At 49.6% G+C, this 20,451-nt stretch carries 20 protein-coding genes, 1 tRNA gene and 1 riboswitch; of the genes, 17 read left to right on the top strand and 4 right to left on the bottom strand.

All coding sequences use genetic code 11. The features are described 5' to 3' along the window. Positions 1 to 40: 40 nt before the first annotated feature. The 3 genes from queE to BN1123_RS20305 are packed head-to-tail and all read left to right on the top strand — an operon-like array spanning position 41 to position 1,516. On the top strand, positions 41 to 712 hold the full coding sequence (gene queE, locus BN1123_RS20315; protein WP_042029284.1) for a 7-carboxy-7-deazaguanine synthase QueE: 672 nt from the start codon (positions 41 to 43) through the stop codon (positions 710 to 712). 1 nt (position 713) lies between these two features. Continuing rightward, on the top strand, positions 714 to 944 hold the full coding sequence (locus BN1123_RS20310; protein ID WP_042029260.1) for a DUF3820 family protein: 231 nt from the start codon (positions 714 to 716) through the stop codon (positions 942 to 944). Then, positions 941 to 1,516 (top strand): cob(I)yrinic acid a,c-diamide adenosyltransferase, encoded by a 576-nt coding sequence (locus BN1123_RS20305; RefSeq protein WP_042029259.1) that lies wholly within the window; start codon positions 941 to 943, stop codon positions 1,514 to 1,516. The genes BN1123_RS20310 and BN1123_RS20305 overlap by 4 nt, the downstream gene beginning before the upstream one ends. Before the next feature lie 57 nt (positions 1,517 to 1,573). Here BN1123_RS20305 and BN1123_RS20300 read toward each other — a convergent pair whose 3' ends face one another. Beyond that, positions 1,574 to 1,978, bottom strand: coding sequence for an H-NS family histone-like protein (locus tag BN1123_RS20300; protein WP_042029258.1), 405 nt, complete (start codon positions 1,976 to 1,978; stop codon positions 1,574 to 1,576). Positions 1,979 to 2,285: 307 nt separating this feature from the next. Continuing rightward, positions 2,286 to 2,457: riboswitch (Lysine riboswitch) on the top strand. Positions 2,458 to 2,544: 87 nt separating this feature from the next. Between BN1123_RS20300 and BN1123_RS20295 the strand changes: the two genes are divergently transcribed. After that, complete coding sequence (locus tag BN1123_RS20295) at positions 2,545 to 4,125, top strand: Na+/H+ antiporter NhaC family protein (RefSeq protein ID WP_042029257.1); 1,581 nt, start codon at positions 2,545 to 2,547, stop codon at positions 4,123 to 4,125. A 91-nt stretch (positions 4,126 to 4,216) separates the two neighbouring features. Next, positions 4,217 to 4,798, top strand: coding sequence for a thymidine kinase (locus BN1123_RS20290; RefSeq protein ID WP_026457233.1), 582 nt, complete (start codon positions 4,217 to 4,219; stop codon positions 4,796 to 4,798). 66 nt (positions 4,799 to 4,864) lie between these two features. On the opposite strand, the gene BN1123_RS20285 is transcribed toward BN1123_RS20290, so the two are convergent. Then, complete coding sequence (locus BN1123_RS20285; protein WP_042029256.1) at positions 4,865 to 6,202, bottom strand: flavohemoglobin expression-modulating QEGLA motif protein; 1,338 nt, start codon at positions 6,200 to 6,202, stop codon at positions 4,865 to 4,867. Positions 6,203 to 6,390: 188 nt separating this feature from the next. On the opposite strand from BN1123_RS20285, the gene BN1123_RS20280 reads away from it, so the two are divergent. From BN1123_RS20280 to BN1123_RS20255, 7 genes are all read left to right on the top strand, one after another. Next, entirely contained in the window at positions 6,391 to 6,816 is a 426-nt protein-coding gene (locus BN1123_RS20280; protein ID WP_042029255.1) for a type III secretion system chaperone family protein, read from the top strand. Positions 6,817 to 6,950: 134 nt separating this feature from the next. Then, positions 6,951 to 7,038, top strand: a tRNA-Ser gene (locus BN1123_RS20275). A gap of 83 nt (positions 7,039 to 7,121) precedes the next feature. After that, positions 7,122 to 8,408, top strand: a complete 1,287-nt coding sequence (locus BN1123_RS20270; RefSeq protein ID WP_224212386.1) for a tyrosine-type recombinase/integrase — start codon at positions 7,122 to 7,124, stop codon at positions 8,406 to 8,408. Between the two features lie 260 nt (positions 8,409 to 8,668). Further along, positions 8,669 to 9,820 carry a tyrosine-type recombinase/integrase gene (locus BN1123_RS20265; RefSeq protein ID WP_042029254.1) on the top strand — a complete coding sequence of 384 codons (1,152 nt, stop codon included), beginning with the start codon at positions 8,669 to 8,671 and terminating at the stop codon, positions 9,818 to 9,820. Positions 9,821 to 9,903: 83 nt separating this feature from the next. Next, positions 9,904 to 10,878, top strand: a complete 975-nt coding sequence (locus tag BN1123_RS21145; RefSeq protein WP_082037589.1) for a site-specific integrase — start codon at positions 9,904 to 9,906, stop codon at positions 10,876 to 10,878. Between the two features lie 577 nt (positions 10,879 to 11,455). Then, a complete protein-coding gene (locus BN1123_RS20260; protein ID WP_016351021.1) occupies positions 11,456 to 11,713 on the top strand; it encodes a hypothetical protein in 258 nt (85 codons plus the stop codon). A 220-nt stretch (positions 11,714 to 11,933) separates the two neighbouring features. Continuing rightward, positions 11,934 to 12,944 (top strand): AAA family ATPase, encoded by a 1,011-nt coding sequence (locus tag BN1123_RS20255; RefSeq protein WP_042029282.1) that lies wholly within the window; start codon positions 11,934 to 11,936, stop codon positions 12,942 to 12,944. Positions 12,945 to 13,804: 860 nt separating this feature from the next. Here the strand turns inward: BN1123_RS20255 and BN1123_RS20250 are convergent. Continuing rightward, positions 13,805 to 14,059 (bottom strand): phage integrase N-terminal SAM-like domain-containing protein, encoded by a 255-nt coding sequence (locus BN1123_RS20250; protein ID WP_042029253.1) that lies wholly within the window; start codon positions 14,057 to 14,059, stop codon positions 13,805 to 13,807. Positions 14,060 to 14,283: 224 nt separating this feature from the next. Here BN1123_RS20250 and BN1123_RS20245 point away from each other — a divergent pair, with 224 nt between their 5' ends. From BN1123_RS20245 to BN1123_RS21130, 5 genes are all read left to right on the top strand, one after another. Further along, entirely contained in the window at positions 14,284 to 15,099 is an 816-nt protein-coding gene (locus BN1123_RS20245) for a hypothetical protein (RefSeq protein WP_156130765.1), read from the top strand. 59 nt (positions 15,100 to 15,158) lie between these two features. Continuing rightward, entirely contained in the window at positions 15,159 to 15,950 is a 792-nt protein-coding gene (locus tag BN1123_RS21140) for a hypothetical protein (RefSeq protein WP_082037588.1), read from the top strand. 82 nt (positions 15,951 to 16,032) lie between these two features. Further along, complete coding sequence (locus BN1123_RS20240; RefSeq protein WP_042029251.1) at positions 16,033 to 16,338, top strand: hypothetical protein; 306 nt, start codon at positions 16,033 to 16,035, stop codon at positions 16,336 to 16,338. 92 nt (positions 16,339 to 16,430) lie between these two features. Next, entirely contained in the window at positions 16,431 to 17,951 is a 1,521-nt protein-coding gene (locus BN1123_RS21135; RefSeq protein WP_082037587.1) for a YaaC family protein, read from the top strand. Between the two features lie 217 nt (positions 17,952 to 18,168). Continuing rightward, positions 18,169 to 18,783 carry a hypothetical protein gene (locus BN1123_RS21130; RefSeq protein ID WP_082037586.1) on the top strand — a complete coding sequence of 205 codons (615 nt, stop codon included), beginning with the start codon at positions 18,169 to 18,171 and terminating at the stop codon, positions 18,781 to 18,783. Between the two features lie 493 nt (positions 18,784 to 19,276). Here BN1123_RS21130 and alr read toward each other — a convergent pair whose 3' ends face one another. After that, entirely contained in the window at positions 19,277 to 20,398 is a 1,122-nt protein-coding gene (gene alr, locus BN1123_RS20230; RefSeq protein WP_042029249.1) for an alanine racemase, read from the bottom strand. Between the last annotated feature and the right edge of the window lie 53 nt (positions 20,399 to 20,451).

Below are 20,451 nucleotides of genomic sequence, written 5' to 3'. Positions count from 1 at the left end.
GAGGTATAATCCGCGACTTTTGCAACCAGCTGTGATCAAGATGCACTACCCAATCAACGAGATTTTCCAGACCATCCAGGGGGAGGGGGTCTTCACCGGCCTGCCCGCCATTTTCGTTCGCCTGCAGGGTTGCCCGGTGGGATGCCCCTGGTGCGATACCCGTCATACCTGGGTGGTCGATCCTGCTCGTGAAGTGGGCGTGCAGGCGGTGCTGGATTGCTCCAACGAGTCGGATGGCTGGAGCAAGATGAGCACGGCAGAGATCCTGGCAAGTTTTCAGCAACTTGGCTATCAGGCTCGCCATGTGGTGATCACCGGGGGCGAGCCCTGCCTCTATGATCTGCATGAGCTCTCCACAGCCTTGCTGACGGCGGGTTATCAGGTGCAAATCGAAACCAGTGGCACCAGCGAGATCAAGACCCATGACGATACCTGGGTGACAGTGTCTCCGAAGATCGGCATGAAAGGGGGGCTGCCCGTACTGGTATCAGCGCTGGAGCGTGCCAACGAGATAAAGCACCCGGTGGCTACCGAACACCATATCGAAGAGCTGGATGAGTTGCTTGCCACCGCTCGCCTGCGGACCGATGTGGTGATTGCGCTGCAGCCTATCAGCCAGAAACCCAGGGCCACCCAGTTGGCGATGACGACCTGTATTGCCCGTAATTGGCGACTCTCTATCCAGACTCATAAATATCTGGATATCGATTAATATGGAGTGGCTGTCCGACGAGCGGGTGCTGTTGACGCTGGCCAATAAAATGCCCTATGGCAAATATCAGGGGCGGCGGATCATTGATATTCCGGAACCTTATCTGGTGTGGCTGGCCCGCAATGGTTTTCCGACCGGTAAATTGGGTCAGACACTGGCCCTGGCCTACGAGATCAAGCTAAACGGGCTGGAGTCCATGATTATTCCCATTATTAACAGGATGTCGGTATGAGAATATATACGAGGCAGGGTGACAAGGGCATGACTCGCCTGGCAGATGGTGTTCGTCTGGCCAAAGATCATTTGCGCGTCGAAACCTATGGTTATATCGATGAACTCAATTCCCATATCGGGGTATTGATTTGCGAGGTACCCGCGCAAGAGACAGCCTTATTGGCCGATTTGCAGTTGCTGCAGCAGGAGTTATTCGATTTGGGCGGCGAGCTGGCATTTTCCAGTGCCGCCCAGAATGCTGTCATCTGGCAAGTCAATGCCGCCTGGACTACCCGTCTGGAACAACAGATTGACGCTTACAGCGAGCAGCTGACCCCGCTGCGTCAATTTATACTGCCCGGGGGATCGCGCGCTGCAGCCCAGGCCCATGTGGTGCGAACCCTGGTACGCCATTGTGAACGGCTGCTGCTGACCCTGAGCAAGGAAGAGGCCATCAACCCCGAGATCCTGCCTTATCTGAACCGGATGAGCGACTGGTTCTTTACCATCGCCCGTTACCTCTTGAGCCGGGAAGGCAAGGGGGAGGTAGTGTGGCTCAAAGCTGCCGCTCGCCAGCCCTCGAATGTCTGATGGGAAAAATAATAAAAAACCTCGCCTTGGCGAGGTTTTTTATTGGATGGCATGTCATCAAATAGCGAAATCTTCCAGCGATTGGCCTGCCGCAATGGCATTGGCAATCACCGATGGCATGCGTCCCTGGCCAGTCCAGGTTTTCTCTACGCCGTTATCCTGATAACGATATTTGGCAGGACGGGGTGCCCGCTTGGTTTTTTCGGATTTGGCCGGGCTGGCTGCGACAACTTTGACCAGGTCGGCAGGATCAATACCGGCCGCTTTGAGCATTTCACTGTATTCTTCAATTTTCCGTTGATGCTCTTCGCGAGCCTGACGTTCAGCGGCCTCATCCTGCTGGCGTTCGGCTACGATAATCGAAAGTTTTTCCAAGCCCTCTTCCAGTTGTGCCAGGGATAGCTCGCGGCAAGTCGCGCGCAGGCTGCGGATATTAAGCAGTACTTTCAAGAAATCATGCATAGGATTTACCATGTAGCGTCACAAGGAAATATATATGTCGACTCTGATTCTTGCGTCTCAAATTAAATATGTCAAGGCAGTGGAAATATAACAGGAGCCTTATCCGGATAATGCTGGCAGCAATAATTTGTGGTTGGGACATTGTTCAACGGGATATCAATGGCGCCTGACTAGTTGAAAATAGCGCCAAAAAATTCAATAGCGCATCATTTGACTACCTTTTTGATGCTTGGTGACGTGTTTGTTGTGGTTATTTAATCAAAAAACTTGCTATAAGCTGATGGCTGGATAAAATGTCCTGCGAATACCTTTAAGTAGAGGCGCGCTGCCTATGACTACTTGTGCGGAGGGTGATGCCGATGATGCACAAGGAAAGGAGTCAGCGCCGAAGTGGCCAGGCCATCATACCGGGCTGCTGGTTCTGCATCTAATAGGTGCAGGACTGCCATAGTCATCCACTATGGAGCGCTACCTGAAGGGGCTGAGGAGTATGACCTCCCCATGGGTTTTGTTTCTTTAGATCCTCTCGGTAGATCTCCACCTGTATCTTTAGGTGCAAAGAGATCATGGACATTAGTCATTTCGCCGACTCCGGTTGGTCTGTCGTTCCCCCCTTATTGGCTGTCGCCCTGGCGATCCTGACCCGCCGCGTCCTGCTGTCGCTCGGGGTCGGTATCCTGGCCGGCAGCCTGCTGCTCAACCAGTTTTCACCGCTCGATTCCCTGCACTACCTGCTGAACACAGTGCTCAAGATTTTCTGGGTTGATGGTGCCCTCAATAGCGACAACATCAACATGTTGTTGTTCATGCTGCTGCTGGGTGGCCTCATCAGCCTGATGAGCGTCTCTGGCGCGACCCGGGCCTTTGCCGAGTGGGCCGAACGTCGTGCCAAGACTCGCAAGGGGGCCAAGGCGCTTACCGGCATGATGGTCTTTGCCTTCTTTATCGATGACTTTTTCCACAGTCTGTCTGTGGGGGCCATCTGCCGTCCGGTGACTGACCGTTTCCAGATCTCCCGTGCCAAGCTGGCCTATCTGCTCGACTCCACCGCGGCGCCGGTGTGCGTGCTGATGCCCATCTCCTCCTGGGGGGCCTACATCATCGCCCTGGTGGGTGGCATTATGGCGGCCCATGGTCTGACCGAGCAGAGCCCCATCGCCGCGTTTGTCGAGATGATCCCGATGAACCTCTATGCCGTCTTTACCCTGGTGATGGTGCTGGTGGTGATCGCATTCCAGCTCGATATCGGCCCGATGCGCCAGCATGAGGAGTGGGCGCTGGAAGGCAAGCTGTGGGATGAGTCCAAGGGGCGCCCCATCGGTTTGGACATGGAGAGCCCGGAAGAGAGCAACGGCGGCATGATCGACATGGTGCTGCCGATCCTGACCCTGACCGCCGCCACCATCTACTTCATGATTGACTCCGGTGCCGCCGTGTTGAGCGAGCAAGGGTTGCCGTTCAGCGTGCTCGGTTCGTTCGAGAACACCAACGTGGGTTCCTCCCTGGTGTATGGTGCCCTGTGCAGCCTGGTGGTCTCCATCGGTCTGGCCATGCGCCTCAAGCTCGGTGCCAAGAACTGGATCAAAGCCGCGCCGCAAGGGGTAATGGCCATGCTACCGGCCATCAACATCCTGCTGTTTGCCTGGACCATCGGCGCCGTGGTGCGCGACGTGGAGACCGGCAAGTACCTGGCTTCCCTGGCCAACGGCAACCTGCCTGTCGAAGTGCTGCCTGCCGTGGTGTTCGTGCTCTCCTGCGCCATGGCGTTTGCCACCGGTACCAGCTGGGGCACCTTTGGCATCATGCTGCCGCTGGCCGGCGACATGGCCGCAGCCAGCGATGCGGCGCTGATGCTGCCGATGCTGGCGGCGGTACTGGCCGGTTCTGTGTTCGGCGATCACAGCTCGCCCATCTCCAGCACCAGTATCCTGTCGGCCACCGGTGCCGGTTGCCATCACATCGATCACGTGATGACCCAGCTGCCCTATGCTCTTTCCATCGCGTTTGGCGCGGCGCTGGGTTACTTGGCCATGGGGTTCATGCACTCCGCCCTGGCCGGTTTCAGCATCAGTGCTCTCTGGTTTGCACTCTTTACCAGCTATCACCTGAGAAAGGCGAAAGCGCGGCCGGTGCTTGCCACCGCGTAACGTCAATAGTGCAAGGGGCCTGCGGGCCCCTTGGTTTTGTCTGGGGCTTTGGTTAGCATGCGCCCCATCAATTCAGTTTCGGAACAGTAACATGGCTTCATTGCACTACAAATTTGCCACCATGAATTCAGGCAAATCGACCCAGCTCATCCAGGCGCATTTCAACTATCTGGAGCGGGGCATGCATCCTCTGGCCATGACACCGGCGATCGACGATCGATTCGGGGTGGGTGTGATCAGCGCCCGGGTAGGGCTCGAATTGAAAGTGGAGGTGTTCAGCGACACCTGCGATCTGTTCGAGATGGTCAAGGCGCGCCATGCCGAGAAACGGATCGATGTCTTCATCGTCGACGAGGCCCAGTTCCTGACCAAGGAGCAAGTTTATCAGCTGGCGCGCATCGTCGATGAGCAGGATATTCCGGTCATCGCCTACGGCCTCAAAACCGATTTTCGCGGCGAGCTCTTCCCAGGCTCCTACCATTTGCTCTGCCTGGCGGACAAGTTTGAAGAGCTCAAAAGCATCTGCTGGTGCGGCAACAAGGCCCACATGAACTCGCGAGTGAGTGAGGCTGGGCTGGTTATGCGCGATGGCGAGCAGGTAGAGATCGGCGGCAACGATCGCTATGTGTCACTGTGCCGCAAGCACTATCTGGAAGGGCGGGCATTCAAGTAACGCCGCCTTGCAGATCCTTTGACAACAAAAGGGCGCCATGTCGGTGCCCTTTTGTTTGCCCGGAGCTCAGTCAATCTCGATATCCACCGGCGCTATGATGGGATCGGCCACCGGCAGGCGGTGGAACAGCTGGCGAAAATGATGCTGTACCCGGCCGATATCCACCAGCGACATGCCGGAGGCGAAGCCGAACCAGACGTAGAGGCCGGTGAGATCGCGAAACATGGGGGGCAGGTAGCGGGGGGCGGCGATCAGCCCCTCCAGATAGTGCTGGTAGAGCACGGGGATGTCATCCAGGGTCACCTTGCCGACAAACAGCATGGGCAGGATCTCGGGGACCCCCTCCAGCACGGCGCTGCGGATGAAGTTGACCGTCTCCACATAACCGCGCACGTAGGAGAGATCCTTGGTAAAGCAGGCGCCCCCTTCGACCATGCCGCCGCGAAACACCCGCTGGGTGATCTTGTAGGCGTCGTGCTCGCTGGCCCCCCGTTGTACGAAATGCTGGAACACCTCGAGGAAGTTGGCTCCCCGCTCGGCCATGTCGATGGCCATCACCCGATCCGAGATGCGCTTGGCCCGATCTGGGAAGGAGCTGAAGGTGAGGGTCTCGATAAGCACGGCCAACCCCTCCTGGCAGGCGGTGATGCGGGGGGAGCCGGCGCTCAGCCAGGTGGCATAGGGTTGCTGACGGCCGTTGAGGGTGGTACCGACGTGCACCCAGCCCTCGTGGACCTCCAGTACCTGCAGATCGAGCTCCGAGAAACGGGCATGGGAGTTGAGCTTGATGTAATCCCCGCCAGCGGCGGCGTCCGAGACGATGCCATCGCTCAGCTTGACCTGCACGGTGCCGTCGCTGAAATAACTTGAGAGCTTGCCCTGCAGCCTGGCAACCGCGATGTCCCCCTCAAACTCCTTGGGGTAGGGGCGCACCAGATGGCGGGCGCCGGGCAGGGAGAAGATGTCGCACAATCGCTCCCCCAGCTCGCGCAGGGTCTTGCGATCCCCGCGCAGGTGATCGCTGGCCGAGCCATAGAGCAGCTGGCTGTAGCGCAGAAAGTCCGGTTGCCCGCGCTGGCGCAACATCTCGATCACCACCATGTATTGATCGACTGTCTCCTGCAAAATGCGCCCGAGATCGTCCTGGGGCCCCAGCTTTCTGCGGATCCGGTCCCTGAGCTCTTTTAGCTCCAGATACTTGTTGCGGGGATCAAAGCCGAGGGGAAGCCCCTCGTAGAAGTGCCTGTCGATAGCAGGAAGCTGCCGGCCGCCACTGGCCAGAAAGCGCTCTTGCATCTGCCGTGGCCACTTGATGGCATCCAGAATGCGGATGGGCTTTTGCAGGGCGAGCAGCTCGTCCGACAGGGATTTCAGATGCAGGCGATATTTTTCTTGGATGGTCATAGGGCCCCCTGTGGGGCAAGCGTGGCCGTGGATTGGGCTGAGTATATGCATAGCACTTGCCAAAAAGAAGCCGGCCCCGCGCCGATTGGGCGGGTGCGCTTTTGGTTGCTGGCAAATTGGTTTAGACTGCGCCCCTCGATCCCAATCTTGTCGTGGAAATAATGAATATCCCCAGCTCTGAAATGATAATGCGTTGGTTGCAGCAGGCTCGTATCGAGCATTATGTGTGTGACCAGTGCCATGGCATCCATATTGTCTCCCTGCAGTCCGTCGACGGTATTCAGGAGAGCCGGATCTTTGTCGAAGAGGAAGGGCTGCTGTTTTCATCCGAACTGGAAGTTCGTCCCTCGGCACTGCTGCCGCTGGTGGCTGAACTGGGGCGTCTCAACATGCAGTATCCCTCGCTCAAGGTGTTTCTCGATATCATCGACGACAACTTGCCACGGCTGGTGGTCGGTCACACCGTCTTCACCAAGGCGGGGCTCAGCGTCGAGCAGTTCCTCTTGTTCGTGCAGAGCACGATCGCGGCGACCCATGAACTGGTATCCGAATGCGAGCGTTCCGGCTTCCTCAACCTGCCGGAAATCCAGGTTGCACCGGAATCTGTTCATTAATTCCGCGAACGATTCGTTTTGCAAAAAAAGCCGTTGACGCGGGCGGGGCTTTCCCCTAAATTACGCCCCGTTCCAGCGCAACGGCGCAACGAACATCGTGTTGGCTGAACACGTTAAACAACAGACCAAAATTTGGTGAGGTGTCCGAGTGGCTGAAGGAGCACGCCTGGAAAGTGTGTATACGGCAACGTATCGAGGGTTCGAATCCCTCCCTCACCGCCAAATATAACCCGTTGAATTTCAACGGGTTTTTTCATTTCTAGACTTACGTGATTTTTTTCCTGGATCAACTGGGTGGAACAATCATGTATCTGAGTAAAAATGCCTCCGGCACCTACTACACTCGGCTTCCCTTGCCCAAGATTTTGCGTGACCGAGGCTTGCCCTTCGCTATCCGTACTTCCCTTTGCACCAAAGATAGGCAGCTCGCTGTAGACCGAAACCTGGCTGTGGCAGCTCGCACTCGCGCACTTATCGCGGCTACCCCTGCCGATACGGCTCCCCGCAGTTTCTATCGCTGGATCCGCGCCGATCTAGACGCGTTCAAGGCAGCGGGGTTCATCCTCCCTCCTCAAACACCTTCCACACCTCGTGAACCTTCTGTTGATGCCTCAGCTTGTCCCAGCAGTGGGATCACGCTCAGCCACGCATTGGCGAGATTCATCGAGACTAAAACCAGTGAGGGGATCCAGCATAAGTCGGTGGGCCAGCTCCAACTTCGGATCAACGCCTTCGTCACCTGGGCCAAAGGCGTCAAAAGCGATGAGGTGACGCCCGCATTGGCACAGACGTACCGTAATGCCCTATTGCGCAAATCTGAGCTCAGTTTCAAAACCAAAGGGGATTACTTAGCCGCACTCAAACAGTTCTTCCGCTGGTGTGTGGCCCTGGAATATTGCGCGCGCAACCCGTTCGACGGACTCACCGCCGGTAAGAAACCCGTCACGCGACGAGCCGATGAGGAGCGCGTCCGCTGGCAGCGCCCTCAACTGGCCCAACTGTTTGCGAGCCTGCGCAGCAAACAAGCTCAAAAGGGCAAAAGACTGAAAATCCAGGATTGGTGGGTGCCGCTGCTGTGTCTGTATGGCGGACTGCGGCCCTCCGAGGCTTGTCAGCTCAAAACCCAAAACATCAAACAGGTAGACGGCATCTGGTGTCTGGTGGTGGAGGCCGGTGAAGTCGGTCAAGCCCTCAAGACCTGCAACGCTTATCGCACAATTCCACTGCACCATGCGCTGATTGCGCACCAATTCCTGGACTATGTGTCTCATCGTCGCCACCAAGGGCAGACGTTCCTGTTCGATGACAAACCGTCAGGCAAGGATGACGATTGGTCACATAACCTCGTGTGTCGCTTCCAGCGTCATTTCAATGAGGCAGGTATCATCGGCAAAGGCCGCCCCACCATTTACGGGCTGCGGCATACCTTTATCGATGAGCTGCAACAGGCCGATGTGGCTGAGCACATCGTGGCGGAATTGGTGGGTCATAGCAAAAAGGGGCTCACGTTTGGGCGCTACGGCAAGCGACTAGGTATCGCGTTGCTGCGAGAAAAAATCGAGTCAATCCCCAGCGATTTAGTCGAATTTTGAATATCAGGCCAAATAGGCATTTGAGTGGGTGACGTATACCCACTCACGTGCTTGCCTGGCAAAGTAACATGTTGATTTTCATCATTAAAATAGTGTGACAGGCTTCTGCTGTTACTGGTCGTTAATTTGACAATTTATTTATTTCAAATATATTGAAAATTGACATTAAATTAGTTTTTGTTAGGTTTCACTTTTTATTTGACTTGGTTTTTGCTGAATGTAATCCTGCGCGAAATTATAATAATAAAAACAGGGTGCACATGAAAAACAACAACAATCTAAAATCAGATCCTCGTGAAAAAACGTTCAAAACCGCAGTAGAGGAACACCTTAACATAAAATATCAACAGGTATCAGACGCAACCTATGATGTTTTGTGTAGAAAGGCCAGGCAGCTTATCCGTAAATGGGGAAAAAAGAAGTTGGTTGATATTAATGCAACCGACATCGAAATGTATATTGCCAAACTGCTAAAACGCCTCAAAGGGAACACGGTCAATCAGTATATTGACATTATGCGACAGGTATTTAACAGGACCTATCGAGATGGCATTATAAAAATCAATCCGATGTGTCATGTCAAAAATTGTCGATTTGAGGTGGTAGAGCCTCAGCCATTCCTGCAATCAGAGATCCAGTTATTTATTGCACATCAACATATCAACCCTATTGGTGCAGCAATAATCCAGGTTGGTATTTCCACTGGACTGCGGATCAGCGAATTGTTGGCAATTAGCCGTGAGGCTATCGACCTGGATAAACGCACACTGCGTGTTGATCTGGCCCTGGTAGATGGTTGCTATAAAACGCCGAAAACCAAAAGCTCCTGCCGAACAGTCGAGTTGACTGTCCCCGCGGTGCAGGCACTGCGCACCCTTCTGGAGCATGCTAGGCATCGCAAAGAGAAAGCGATTTCGGTCATGTGTGCTGACAATCGTACGCGGATCAAACTGCACCGGACTTTATTAGCCTATTATCCGGATAAGCGACGTCAATACACCAGCGTCGATGAATTCAGAGAGGATTTTTTTGAGCCGTTTTGTGCCACTGCGGGGGTTGCCTACCGAGGGCCATCGCAATTTAGACATACCTATGCCAGTCAACTGTTGTCCGCAGGTGTTAATATCGAATGGATTGCCAAACAGATGGGGCATACAAGTACCGCAATGATAAGGCGCCATTATGGAAAATGGTTAGTCGAGGATGCTGCGGATTTCAAAACATTAGCCGAAAACGCGCTTGCTCGTTGTTTCCGCCTTAATGAGAAGCAGGCTCTGGTTCCGGCCAACAACTCAGAACTGGACATGGCTAAATTAATTGCCGACCCACAAATTCAGCAATATTTATTAGGGCTGGTTGCTCAATCAATGAAAAATATACATGTTGGTGAACCGCATTCTCAATCAGATTAGCGATAACTACTGTGATTCACATCGATATATTATTGATTCGATAACACGTTAAATAAGGGCCGTTAAGAGCCTAAGGAAAGATGATGGCGACTGATAAAACAAAAATTGAATATGAAAAGATTGCAAAGCATTTTTATATTCGTTTGGAAAGAAAATGTATCAAACTTACTGCTAAAAATATCTCAGATGAATTGTTAGCTTGTGCTCCTGAATATCGGCCCGCCTACTGGCGTCGCCTACGCGGGGCTCTTGCACATCATCAACGCACCTTAGGATATGACGATGCAGCTACACGCATTCTAGCATTGCATAACCCAGTCACAGCCAAAGGCAGCACGCTTTCCGTTAAACAGAAGCAGACTCGAGTTAAGTCGATCGCAGCAGAAGATGAAACTGTGCTTATTGACTATTTCAATGCACGGAATGATAAGTGCATGGTGGCTGCGATTAAACTGTTCAAACTCACCGGTATCAGACCCACAGAGCTGGCTGGCGTAACAGTCGATAGTAATCGGCTAACTGTTATCGGAGCAAAAAAGAGCCATCATGGTACACGCGGAGCTGACAGAGTGTTACAGCTGGATGGAATAACAGCACTGACGTTGTATATGCTTGTTACATTAGCACAAAAAGTAAATGTTGGGTGTCTGCAAGACAAACTATGCGCTGCGGGGAAGAATTTATGGCCGAAGCGCAAACATCTCCCTACATTTTATAGCTGGCGCCATCAAATGGGTTCGGAGCTCAAGGCATCAGGTATGGGGCGTTTACAAATTGCCTATTTGATGGGGCACCAAGCGACAGCCTCGATTGATCGTTACGGAAATCGAAAATCAGCAAAAGGAGGGCGCTTGCCGAGCTGTCCTGCTGATGCTGACCTGAGCCATATTAGAGTGACTCATAGCGTGCGGTCTACAGATAATAAAAATTACATCCAGCCGAGCACACCAATTTTGGTAGTCGAGCCAAATGAGGGTTCAAATGCGAAAGATAAATCAACCGGGATGGCTGCCTATATAAAAAGAAATAAACAAAAAGATGATGGTCTTTCGCGATAATCAGATCCACTGTCACTCGAAAAAATAAACATGCTAGAAAATACAAACACCTAACTATGATCTTCATTGGCGTAAATATAACATGTGACACTTACGAATGCGCACTTAAGTGCACCATGAAAACAATCGTAAGTACGCAAAAATATACAACCGTAAGCACGCTATTGAAAACCATACTTACGCACGTAAGTATGTGGGTGTGGTGAGAGTAGCGAACCCGGAACCCCCGTAGGTTGCGCAGCGACCGGAGTGGGGTGGAGAACCCATTTTTATGGAGGGTATGAAGCGATTAATATGGCATGACAAAGGAGCCGAATATAGGGGTCAAGGTGGAGTCTGACGAGGCACGAGGAGGAACTACCTTGATGCCTATATATCGGTGACGGTCATCCATATTGATGGCGAAATACCAGACATAAAAAATGTTTAGATGATTATTTGTTATTACACAAAACGCAGCCATAACATCGCTTGGTGCTGATCAATCGAGGGCGTTTACATCACAACCAGTATCTAACCAGCAGAATTTATGACAGCCGAAAAGGCACCATATTGTTTAACAACATAGAGGAAATAGATGAAAATTCTAAACGAAATTTTGGCAATCATTTCAGAACACCCGCGCACCGGATCTAGCAGGGTGCTGGCTGCTGCGTTGGCATCGGCATGTAACACTCAATACACAGTGTCATTGCTCGATGTGTCTGTGAGGCTCGATGAAAGTGGCAGGCGGCTGGTTGAGCGCCTTGCTCGGATCACTCTGGAAGCCGATTATTCGAACGATGCACAGGATCGGGCGCTCCAACGCCTTCGGGCGCTCGGGCTCATTTGCTGATCGAGGACAGACGACCAATGCCGCAATTATTGGTGGCATTTTTATACCTGATTATCCATGCCCTTCATACTGATAGCGCAATATCAGACATAAAAACACTGTATCTGCAACAACACGGGGTAGTTAATTATACATATACGCATGATTAGCTTATGCATATATGTAAACGATGAGACATATCAACATAGTACTAAGTCACCACAATAATATAGGTATGTTTATGAATAATGAAAAACATTATAATTTCAGTCCTGCTGCTGGATTAATTTCCAGCCAGCAAAGCCCTGATTGGGTGGTGGATAATCTAATTGAAAAAGGCGAACAGTGGATTATTAATGGCTCGCCCAAAACGGGTAAATCGCTGCTTGCAACGCAGTTGGGCTTGGCTGTAGCCAGCGGTAGTGTATTTTTAAATTGGGAAATTAAAAGGCCAGCGCTCGTATTGTATATGGATTTTGAGGTCAATGACAGATTGTTTTGGCAGCGGTACTACACCATGTCGGCACAGACCAACTTGGGAGATGCAAAAAACATTAAAACATTCTTGCGGTGCGGCGATTATAAATCGACTGATGTATTAGATCCTATGGCATCACAGGCAATAATAGATATTGTCAACGACATTCAACCGGATTTGATCATCTGGGATGTCCTCGCTCGGATGCATAATGCAGAGGAAAACAACAATGGCGAAATGGGTCAGGTGATGCGAGCCATTCGAAAAATCAGCGGCTCAGCTGCACACATCATCGTTCATCACGCAAGAAAGGCATCGCCTAATGCAGGTGGGGTTAACGCTGGCGTAATGAGCATGCGAGGAGCTTCTTCGATTCATGGTGAGGCCGATGGTGTCATCTCACTGGGGACGCGAGAGGGCCAGGGCGCTCGCTACAACCTGACGTTCAGTGCGAGGGCTGTTGAAACACCTGACGAAATACTCCTTAATCGTACTGGGCTGACATTAGTCAGTGCCATCGGGGAGGAGCGCGACAGGCTGATGGATGGGCTGCTGGAGGCACTGGAAGGCCAGGAGGCGATTTCTGCCACCACATTGACCGAGAGGTTTTGCCAGTATTTCTCTGTAAAAGAACGGCAGGCAAAAAATTACATAAAAAAATGTGTCGATAATGGTTGGGTGACAAGGGTGGCGACATCTGAACGGACTGAATATGTATTAACAGATGGCATTGCTATCACACATTTAGCAGATTCATCCACATCCGCCAATTAATTGGATGCAATGGTGCAATGAACTACATATATATAAGTATTGCATGTGATATATTGCACCCCCTTAACAATCCCCCGGCTCGATGAGGATAAATCTACTCTTATCCTCATCGGTTGACATCTCGAAAATAAGTAGGCATGAAAGCATCAAGCATTCATTTTAAAAAGTCTAGCCCCCCCGTTTGTTTTCAAATCCAAAAGGAATTTCTTCATGAAAACAAAAAATGGTTTTTTTTATGTTACTGGCTGGAATTGAACTTCATGCTGCCTCTTTTTCAGTGCGTTATCCTCCTTATCGCCATTTGTAAAAAGGCGTCTCATCGAAAAGCCGTCTTTACTTTCATAAATTCCACATAGCACTGCGTTCTATGTGAATATACGATCCAGAGTTTAGCTACGCAGGTCAAGACGTGGCGTAGCAAGGGAGGCAGGGCCGGTGGGCACGGCACAATCAGAATTCATCTCAGAGTGTGAGCTATCCACTTTGAACCCGTTAGGAGAGACCCGTCGGCAAAGTTACTGACGCGGGATCAGTCCTGAACGGCTTCGAAGTGTCTAAAGAAGTCGGGGTGATTCACCCTGTAGCAAAGGGGCTGGGTGAGGGACATATCCGTATCCTCTGCTAACCAAACTACCAGTTTAACAAAGCAGTCGCTCACTAATTCATTGAGCCTGCTCATATTTTTATCCATTTCCTCTTTCCATGTCTCGATCTACTCCCCTAAGATAGCCAAACGAAAATCCATCTCTCTGGGAAGCATCATGGGAGCGATTCGTGACACCATGTTGGTTAACAGCAGCGGGCTGAGGGCTGTAACTCAGGGGCGGTAGCCTTGCCTGATGAGATAGGTAAGCGAGTGGCTACCCGTTACTCAACATGGTGGCTGTACTAATTTTTTGGTTGTCAATCGGCAACATATTTCGTTCGGCGGCAAGCCGTGTGAGAAAAGCATTGACCTCAGCAGAATCGAGTTCCTGCGTGTGTCGCAGTTGATGAAAGCGTATGAAATTGCGGATCCAGTACAAGTAGGGCTTTTCAGTACGGATGCTGTAGTGATGTAAACGCATCACTGTCCTGACCTGTTCACGCAGGCGGGGCTTGCTGGCGTCTTCCATGGCTGCCCCCTATTCTGTTTTTATATACAGTAGTAATGATAGAGCAAAAAGAGGAGGTCAAGCGAATACGTTAAAGTATTAGAAGAATACTGGTAATATTCTGATTTAATTTGATTTTTTCGTGGCGACTATCAGAGCAAAGCGGAGTTATACGGAAGGCTCTGTTAACGGATTAGTACCGCCTTCCATCTAATCACTGTTATGCGTGAGCGCAGGAGAAGCAATTGCTCAAAAATTTAGTTTTAAAGTGGCTCCTTCCGAAAGTGATTTCAAGATCATGCGAATCTCGAATCCCAAGGTCGGGAGAAGAAGGTGAACAAGTAAACTGCTTTGTTGTAGCGTTAGATCGCGACAACGAGCCTTTTTTTGTTGCCACCGGATTTGAAAATGGTCGTCTGACTGGATTGAGGTGGAATGGTGAACGATATGCCGAAGAGCATTCTATTTCAATTGATGATCTTAATTGTGGCAGCTTGAGAATAACTCACTACTACGGCCTTTCTGAAGTTATCTACTCTAGCGTATATGATTTGGCTTGGAATTATTTTTCAAAAGTTGTTTATCTAAAAATACATCTTTACCGCTACATTAGCTCCGCTCATCAGTTTTTCTTTAATAAGAAGAAACTCGTTACTAAAAAGCGAATGGAGCTGATTCAATTTATGATGAATGATCAATTAGATCGCGAACATAACGGAATTGGTGTCATTGATTTAATGACCAAGCTGTATTCTATTAAGTGGGTTTTGCATCCATCAGCCGATGAGCAACAGAACAGGCTAGAGCTATACCTTGATTCTCTAGTTGAGTCCGGTGACCTGAGAAAGGTAAACACAGAGTACGTGGTTACGGGTAAAGCCATAAGTACGATTGAAAAGTACGAAGAAGAAGAGAGAAGACATACAGAAGCTGTAAAACTACAAAAGAGGATGGTTTTACTTACTATACTCATAGCTTTTGTGGCGATTGTTCAATCTGGAATTATTAAACTACCAGTGCTGCTAGATTTAGCATCAAGCAGCGAATCGCATAACAAGTAAATCCAGCCGACGCAAAAAACGCGCGGCTGATTTTGGCGTTAGGGCTCAAGGAGGAAAATTTGCCAAAATATGAAGTAGCTCATTTTAAAAATGATGAAGGTGTATGGGAGGCAGTTTCTTTTCGCGAGCTACACCGAGAAGAGCGAAGAGCAGAACTTAGAACCAAAGAGCTTAGAGATAAGCCTGATGGAAGCTATCAGCTTGGAATAAGAAACCATCCCCAAACGCCTCATTTTTATGAAATGAAGCCAATAAGGTTTGATATCGAACCCGGAGTAACGGAGAGTGAAGAGCATACGAAAGAGCAAATGATTATATGTTCTTTTTTAAACAAATATGCCAAGCATGAGCTGGGTTATTATGAAAGACCATGGGATGAAGAAAACAAAGGCTATGAATCATTTGCCAAACTGAAAAATTACCATTGGGCAAAGGAAGTTAAGTTTGGCTTGGTGTATGGCAAGTTTGTACTATTTGATATTTTGGGGAGAAGTTCATCTGAAATATCGCTGACCGACAAGACTCCGCTCGTTGCTATTGAAATTGTAGACACCCACTTTCATTCTAAAGAAGCATTCAAAGTACTATTAGAAACAAGCAAAAACCTTCCGCTAATTGTGGGCTATATGTTTTTGCCAAAAAAACCAAGATTAAACACAATCAAAGGCGTTAAAAACTCAAATTGGTATTGTAAAAATAGAATCCATTGTTATATAAGTGATGGGTCTTTTTGGTTTAGAAATGAGCGAGTTGAGGACCTATATGATGTAAATCCTCGTGAGCCAGAGGTTTACTACAATTTAATTAAAGAGCAACTATACGAACAAGGTTTTATTCGTACAAAGCCCTAACAAGCGGCGGCTGTCGGACTGGCAAAAGTTCCGGCCTTGCCTCCACTTTTACCAGCCGCAGAGCCGAGCGTTAGAGGTTGTCATGTCCGACGCCACTAAAAGCATCAAAGATGCGCTAGCCGAAGCACTGACTAAATCTGAAGAGAAAGGTGATCTTGTCATTGCCACAAGTGTTATCAACAACGTCACCGAGCCAATGGCAGAGGCGGTCAAAGCCGTATATGCAGGAATCTTCACAAATCAAGAACTGGCTGCACTGAGCAATCTAGTATTTCAAGCAACATCTGATACCAAGTTTTACGACTGGGAAATGCCAACACTTGTTGGGTACACTCGTGAAGAGATGCAAAGTTTAGGAGAAAAGCTCCGTGAGCTTGCCACCCTCTAACAACTGGTTCAAATCGTTCGCTTCGCTCACTGGGACGGGCTAAAGCCCGCCCCTTAACCAAACGTTAGATGAATATCGAGAAATAGAGAGCAATGGACTCAGGAAAAGAAGCAAGGCTAGGAATTCTAGAACGGGACGCAAAGCGAGATATCATTGCGCCTTTTGAAAGACACAATTGGGAATGCTCAATTGATGGGCAATTTCCCAATGGTGAGTATATTGTTATTAAACTAAATAAATCTGATTCTGAGTTCAAAGTTGGCTTGCTGTATTCTTGTGCCACGGCAAATGGCATTTATAAAATTCTAGACAAGACTGTTGATTTGATAGTTCTTAATGGCGGCTTCTATCATCTTGAATCGTATGCTTATGGTATCGAAACTGAAGTCATCGAAAAATCCAGCATCCAAACTTATGTAATCAAGTGGAATTCGTTGGTTTCCGAAGGAAAAATTTCTGTGGGCGGACCAGAAAAACCCAAGATCAAACCAAGAGAGTTTACAAGCCATATTCAATCCGAGAGTCCCATTAAACAAATTTGGACTCGAATAAAGCAGTTCAAGACTAAAGGTCTATCTAAAAAATTGGTTATTGAACGATATGCTTCAAAAGCGATAACTTACTCTAGCGAAGTGGCTGAATGCAAAGCAGAAGGACTAGCGTTTTGTATTCAAAACGGATGTGATTACTTTGAAGCTGCAAGTGAGCAAAAACTAAACCAGAGGATTGTAAGTCTATATTATGGCGCAATTGCATTTGCTTCTGCTGAAATGCTTGCTGCGCCAGAGGGGCCTGATTCGCTTGATGAGGTTGAGAATATGACCAAATTTGGGCATGGCCTTTATACATTTGACTCGCTTGATGAGAACTCCTTTGAGGGCTTTGTTGTAGGCGTACTATCAAATGGCTTTTTCAAAAAATGGGTGGAGTTCTTGGGTTCCGATATTTCATCTTTCCCAGATAAAAAACCAAAAAAATCCTCCGATATAGATTTATCAAAGAATGAAGTCACCACTCTTATTGAGTTGTTTTCAAGAATACCTGAATTAGAAGATCTATTCTTATTGGTCACTAACTCCCCCCCAAATTGGTTAACATTTAGTTATGATTCAGAGTCAAATGGTAGTTTTGGGCTGAATATACCGAGGCTAAGGGAGACCTATGTAACTATCAATGATATTTCATGCTCTAAATCAAAAGAAGATATAGCAGCTTTATCCTTGCCACTAGATCAAATTGAATACCAAACATCGGAATATCCTGGCCTTCACTTTAAAGCTCTAGTTAAACACCCCGAAGAAGAATACTGGCATGGAGTGCTAAAACAACATCGCAGTCCATATACAAGTTCCAGTGTAATAATTCCTATCTTCGGTTCGGTGGGCGAGTATCGAGCAATTTGTGTAGCTTTGCTTTACTCCTTATCGATATTGGTTCGATATAGGCCTAGCATCTGGCGCGAAGTTGTTTCTGGTAAGCATGAAAATTACTTGGCACTCATCGAAGAGTTTTTAGATGTTTATGAGCGCCTTGCGCCTCAAGAATTTCTTGAAAACCTGCTGTCAAAGCCAATTCATGTTACTCAATCTGGATCAATGTTTGCGAGCATATGAAAAGTCATCTAACAAGGCGCTGCTGTCGGACAAATTTTCCGCAGCGCTCCAAATTTGCCGCAGAGCGCGGCGTTAGGCACAATCCGTTGTTGACATAAGTTATAAATTTTTAGAGAATGGAGACGGCTACGCGGTTCAGAGCCGCTGACATGTAAATGACAGTGATAAAATTCTACTGACCAAAAGGTAGAAGCCTGGACTCTAGCCCCAAATTACAATGAAAAATATCAAATTTAAAATATATCATCCAACATTAGATCCTGTTTCAGACCGTACTTTCCGCTCAATACTTAAAAAGTTCTCCACGTTACTTCGAGAGATTCAATATCAAGAAGTCTTCTTTTTAATAAACCATAGCAACATTACTAAATCAGAAAAACAATCTCTTCAAGACCGATTGAAAGGCCCCCTCAATCATATTGACGCTTACTACATTGAGCGTATTGAAAAAGGTAGCATCATTATCGAAGCAGTGCTGACTGCTACAGGATTATGGCTTTTAAAAAATACAATAGGTGAGTCGATCAAGGAAGCTTGGAAGCAATCTGACATGCATGAATCGATAGTTTCTTACCTATCAGAACCACTTCAGCGTGAAAAAGTGATTGATAGGAATGTAGATAGGGTTATTGATGCATGGAATATGGATGGTTTTTTAATAGAAAATACAACGAAAGAGAAAGTTGATGAAAATACTGTGGTTTTTACAGTTAATCTAAAAACCGATCCATTACTTGAAACTCATATAAAAGATAATCTTCAACGAATAGATACTGAATTAGTTATCCGAGAAATTAAAACAGAAATTGAACGATTACGTAGCCAGCAGTAAGTGCCTAACAAACGGTTCAAGAGGGACAGCCAACGTGTGGCATTTTTATTATGCGTTGGTTTTTGTGATTACGGTGTTATGCGGAGGCTTGGTAGTGGCGATGTCTGCCCCTTAACCGGGCGTTACCGCAAAGCAGGAGTTCGCGAGGACGTGAATCGATTCGCCATTTAGAGGAAACGATAACATGATTCCGATAGTTAGAAAGCATGTTCATGTTCTTGACATTCCAGAGTTTCTCTTTATAAAGGATATAGAAAACTCATGGCAAGAGCTTGAGTCAATTTCGCTGTTTTTATAGTAGACAATTTTGCCGTAAGTCATTGAATGTAAAGGTTATGTTTGTGCTGTGATATCCAAAAGTGAGGGTTCGAATCCCTCCCTCACCGCCAAATTGCAAAGCCCGACCTGATGGTCGGGCTTTTTGCTTTCTGGCGTTTCTCGTACTGCGCAAATCCTGGCGGGAAAACGGACAGGTGCCGGTGAGTGCATGTCATCAGGCAACCCGCCTAGCCTCGACCAGTGAAGGGGCCTGTTCACCGGCGCGTCTGAGCTTGATAAAGACCCGCGCGGTGAGCCGGGTCAGCAGCTCGTAGGGGATAGTGCCTATCTTCTCGGCCACCTGTTCCACCGGCAGTCCTTCCCCCCACAAGGTTACCTCGTCACCACTCTTGTCGCGGGCCCCGGGGCCAAGATCGACCGTGATCATGTCCATGGAGACACGACCGACAATGGGCACCCGACGATCATTGACCAGCACAGGGGTGCCCTCGGGCGCCATGCGCGGATAACCGTCCCCATAGCCGACAGCGACCACACCGAGGATGGTGTCATGAGGGGCCACCCAGTGGCCGCCATAGCCGACGTTTTCTCCCTGCTTGCATGCCCGGGTGGCGATAAGCTGACTCTTGAGGGTCATCACCGGGCGCAGATCGTGCTCGCTGGCCAGTTGCCCACCAAACGGAGAGGCGCCATAGAGCATGAGTCCGGGTCGGATCCAGTCACTGCGTGAATCCGGCCAGGCCAGGATCCCTGCCGAGTTGGCCATGGCTCGCTCGCCCGGCAGATGGGCGGTGAGGCGGTTGAACTCCGCTATCTGCAACTGGGTGGCCGGCCCATCCTGCTCATCGGACTGGCTGAAGTGGGTCATGAGATTGAAAGGCTGTACCACATTCTTGCAACGGGTGAGCCGCTCGATAAAGGCGGGCAGCTCTTCGGCGCGCAGCCCCAGCCGGTTCATCCCGGTATCGAGCTTGAGCCAGACCTTGATGGGAGCGGGCAGGTGGGCCTGCTCGAGCAGCGCCAGCTGCTCGCGGGTGTGGATGGTGGTTTGCAGATCGTGGGCCGCCAGCAGGGGAAGTGCCTCTGCCGAGAAGAATCCCCCCAGCACCAGGATGGGCTTGGTGAAGCCGTTGGCGCGCAGTACCAGGGCCTCCTCGACCCTGGCCACCGCATAGGCATCGGCCCGGGCCAGGGCATGGGCGACCGGCAGCAGGCCATGGCCATAGGCATTGGCCTTGAGGACCGCGATGATCTTGCTGTGGGGGGCATGGCGCCGTACCACGGCAAAGTTGTGTTGCAAGGCATCCAGATCGATGCTGGCGGTAACAGTGTTCATGATGTGCCATTTCTTCCGTGAAATAGAGAAAAAGGGTTGCCCTCTATCAAGGG

Source organism: Aeromonas enteropelogenes (assembly GCF_000819845.1).
Lineage (GTDB): Bacteria > Pseudomonadota > Gammaproteobacteria > Enterobacterales > Aeromonadaceae > Aeromonas > Aeromonas enteropelogenes.
The sequence above is the reverse complement of the archived record's forward strand: the minus strand, read 5'-3'. Positions and strand labels throughout refer to the sequence as shown.

What these genes read in the sequence shown, in the direction of transcription:
- BN1123_RS20260 (WP_016351021.1), top strand. Translation starts at nt 11,456, where the DNA reads ATGAAAATTCTAAACGAAATTTTGGCAATCATTTCAGAACACCCGCGC.
- BN1123_RS20240 (WP_042029251.1), top strand. Translation starts at nt 16,033, where the DNA reads ATGTCCGACGCCACTAAAAGCATCAAAGATGCGCTAGCCGAAGCACTG.
- BN1123_RS20250 (WP_042029253.1), bottom strand. Translation starts at nt 14,059, where the DNA reads ATGGAAGACGCCAGCAAGCCCCGCCTGCGTGAACAGGTCAGGACAGTG.
- BN1123_RS20310 (WP_042029260.1), top strand. Translation starts at nt 714, where the DNA reads ATGGAGTGGCTGTCCGACGAGCGGGTGCTGTTGACGCTGGCCAATAAA.
- BN1123_RS20265 (WP_042029254.1), top strand. Translation starts at nt 8,669, where the DNA reads ATGAAAAACAACAACAATCTAAAATCAGATCCTCGTGAAAAAACGTTC.
- BN1123_RS20300 (WP_042029258.1), bottom strand. Translation starts at nt 1,978, where the DNA reads ATGCATGATTTCTTGAAAGTACTGCTTAATATCCGCAGCCTGCGCGCG.
- BN1123_RS20270 (WP_224212386.1), top strand. Translation starts at nt 7,122, where the DNA reads ATGTATCTGAGTAAAAATGCCTCCGGCACCTACTACACTCGGCTTCCC.
- queE (WP_042029284.1), top strand. Translation starts at nt 41, where the DNA reads ATGCACTACCCAATCAACGAGATTTTCCAGACCATCCAGGGGGAGGGG.
- BN1123_RS21130 (WP_082037586.1), top strand. Translation starts at nt 18,169, where the DNA reads ATGAAAAATATCAAATTTAAAATATATCATCCAACATTAGATCCTGTT.
- BN1123_RS20290 (WP_026457233.1), top strand. Translation starts at nt 4,217, where the DNA reads ATGGCTTCATTGCACTACAAATTTGCCACCATGAATTCAGGCAAATCG.
- BN1123_RS20295 (WP_042029257.1), top strand. Translation starts at nt 2,545, where the DNA reads ATGGACATTAGTCATTTCGCCGACTCCGGTTGGTCTGTCGTTCCCCCC.
- BN1123_RS21145 (WP_082037589.1), top strand. Translation starts at nt 9,904, where the DNA reads ATGGCGACTGATAAAACAAAAATTGAATATGAAAAGATTGCAAAGCAT.
- BN1123_RS21135 (WP_082037587.1), top strand. Translation starts at nt 16,431, where the DNA reads ATGGACTCAGGAAAAGAAGCAAGGCTAGGAATTCTAGAACGGGACGCA.
- BN1123_RS20255 (WP_042029282.1), top strand. Translation starts at nt 11,934, where the DNA reads ATGAATAATGAAAAACATTATAATTTCAGTCCTGCTGCTGGATTAATT.
- BN1123_RS20280 (WP_042029255.1), top strand. Translation starts at nt 6,391, where the DNA reads ATGCGTTGGTTGCAGCAGGCTCGTATCGAGCATTATGTGTGTGACCAG.
- BN1123_RS20285 (WP_042029256.1), bottom strand. Translation starts at nt 6,202, where the DNA reads ATGACCATCCAAGAAAAATATCGCCTGCATCTGAAATCCCTGTCGGAC.
- BN1123_RS20305 (WP_042029259.1), top strand. Translation starts at nt 941, where the DNA reads ATGAGAATATATACGAGGCAGGGTGACAAGGGCATGACTCGCCTGGCA.
- alr (WP_042029249.1), bottom strand. Translation starts at nt 20,398, where the DNA reads ATGAACACTGTTACCGCCAGCATCGATCTGGATGCCTTGCAACACAAC.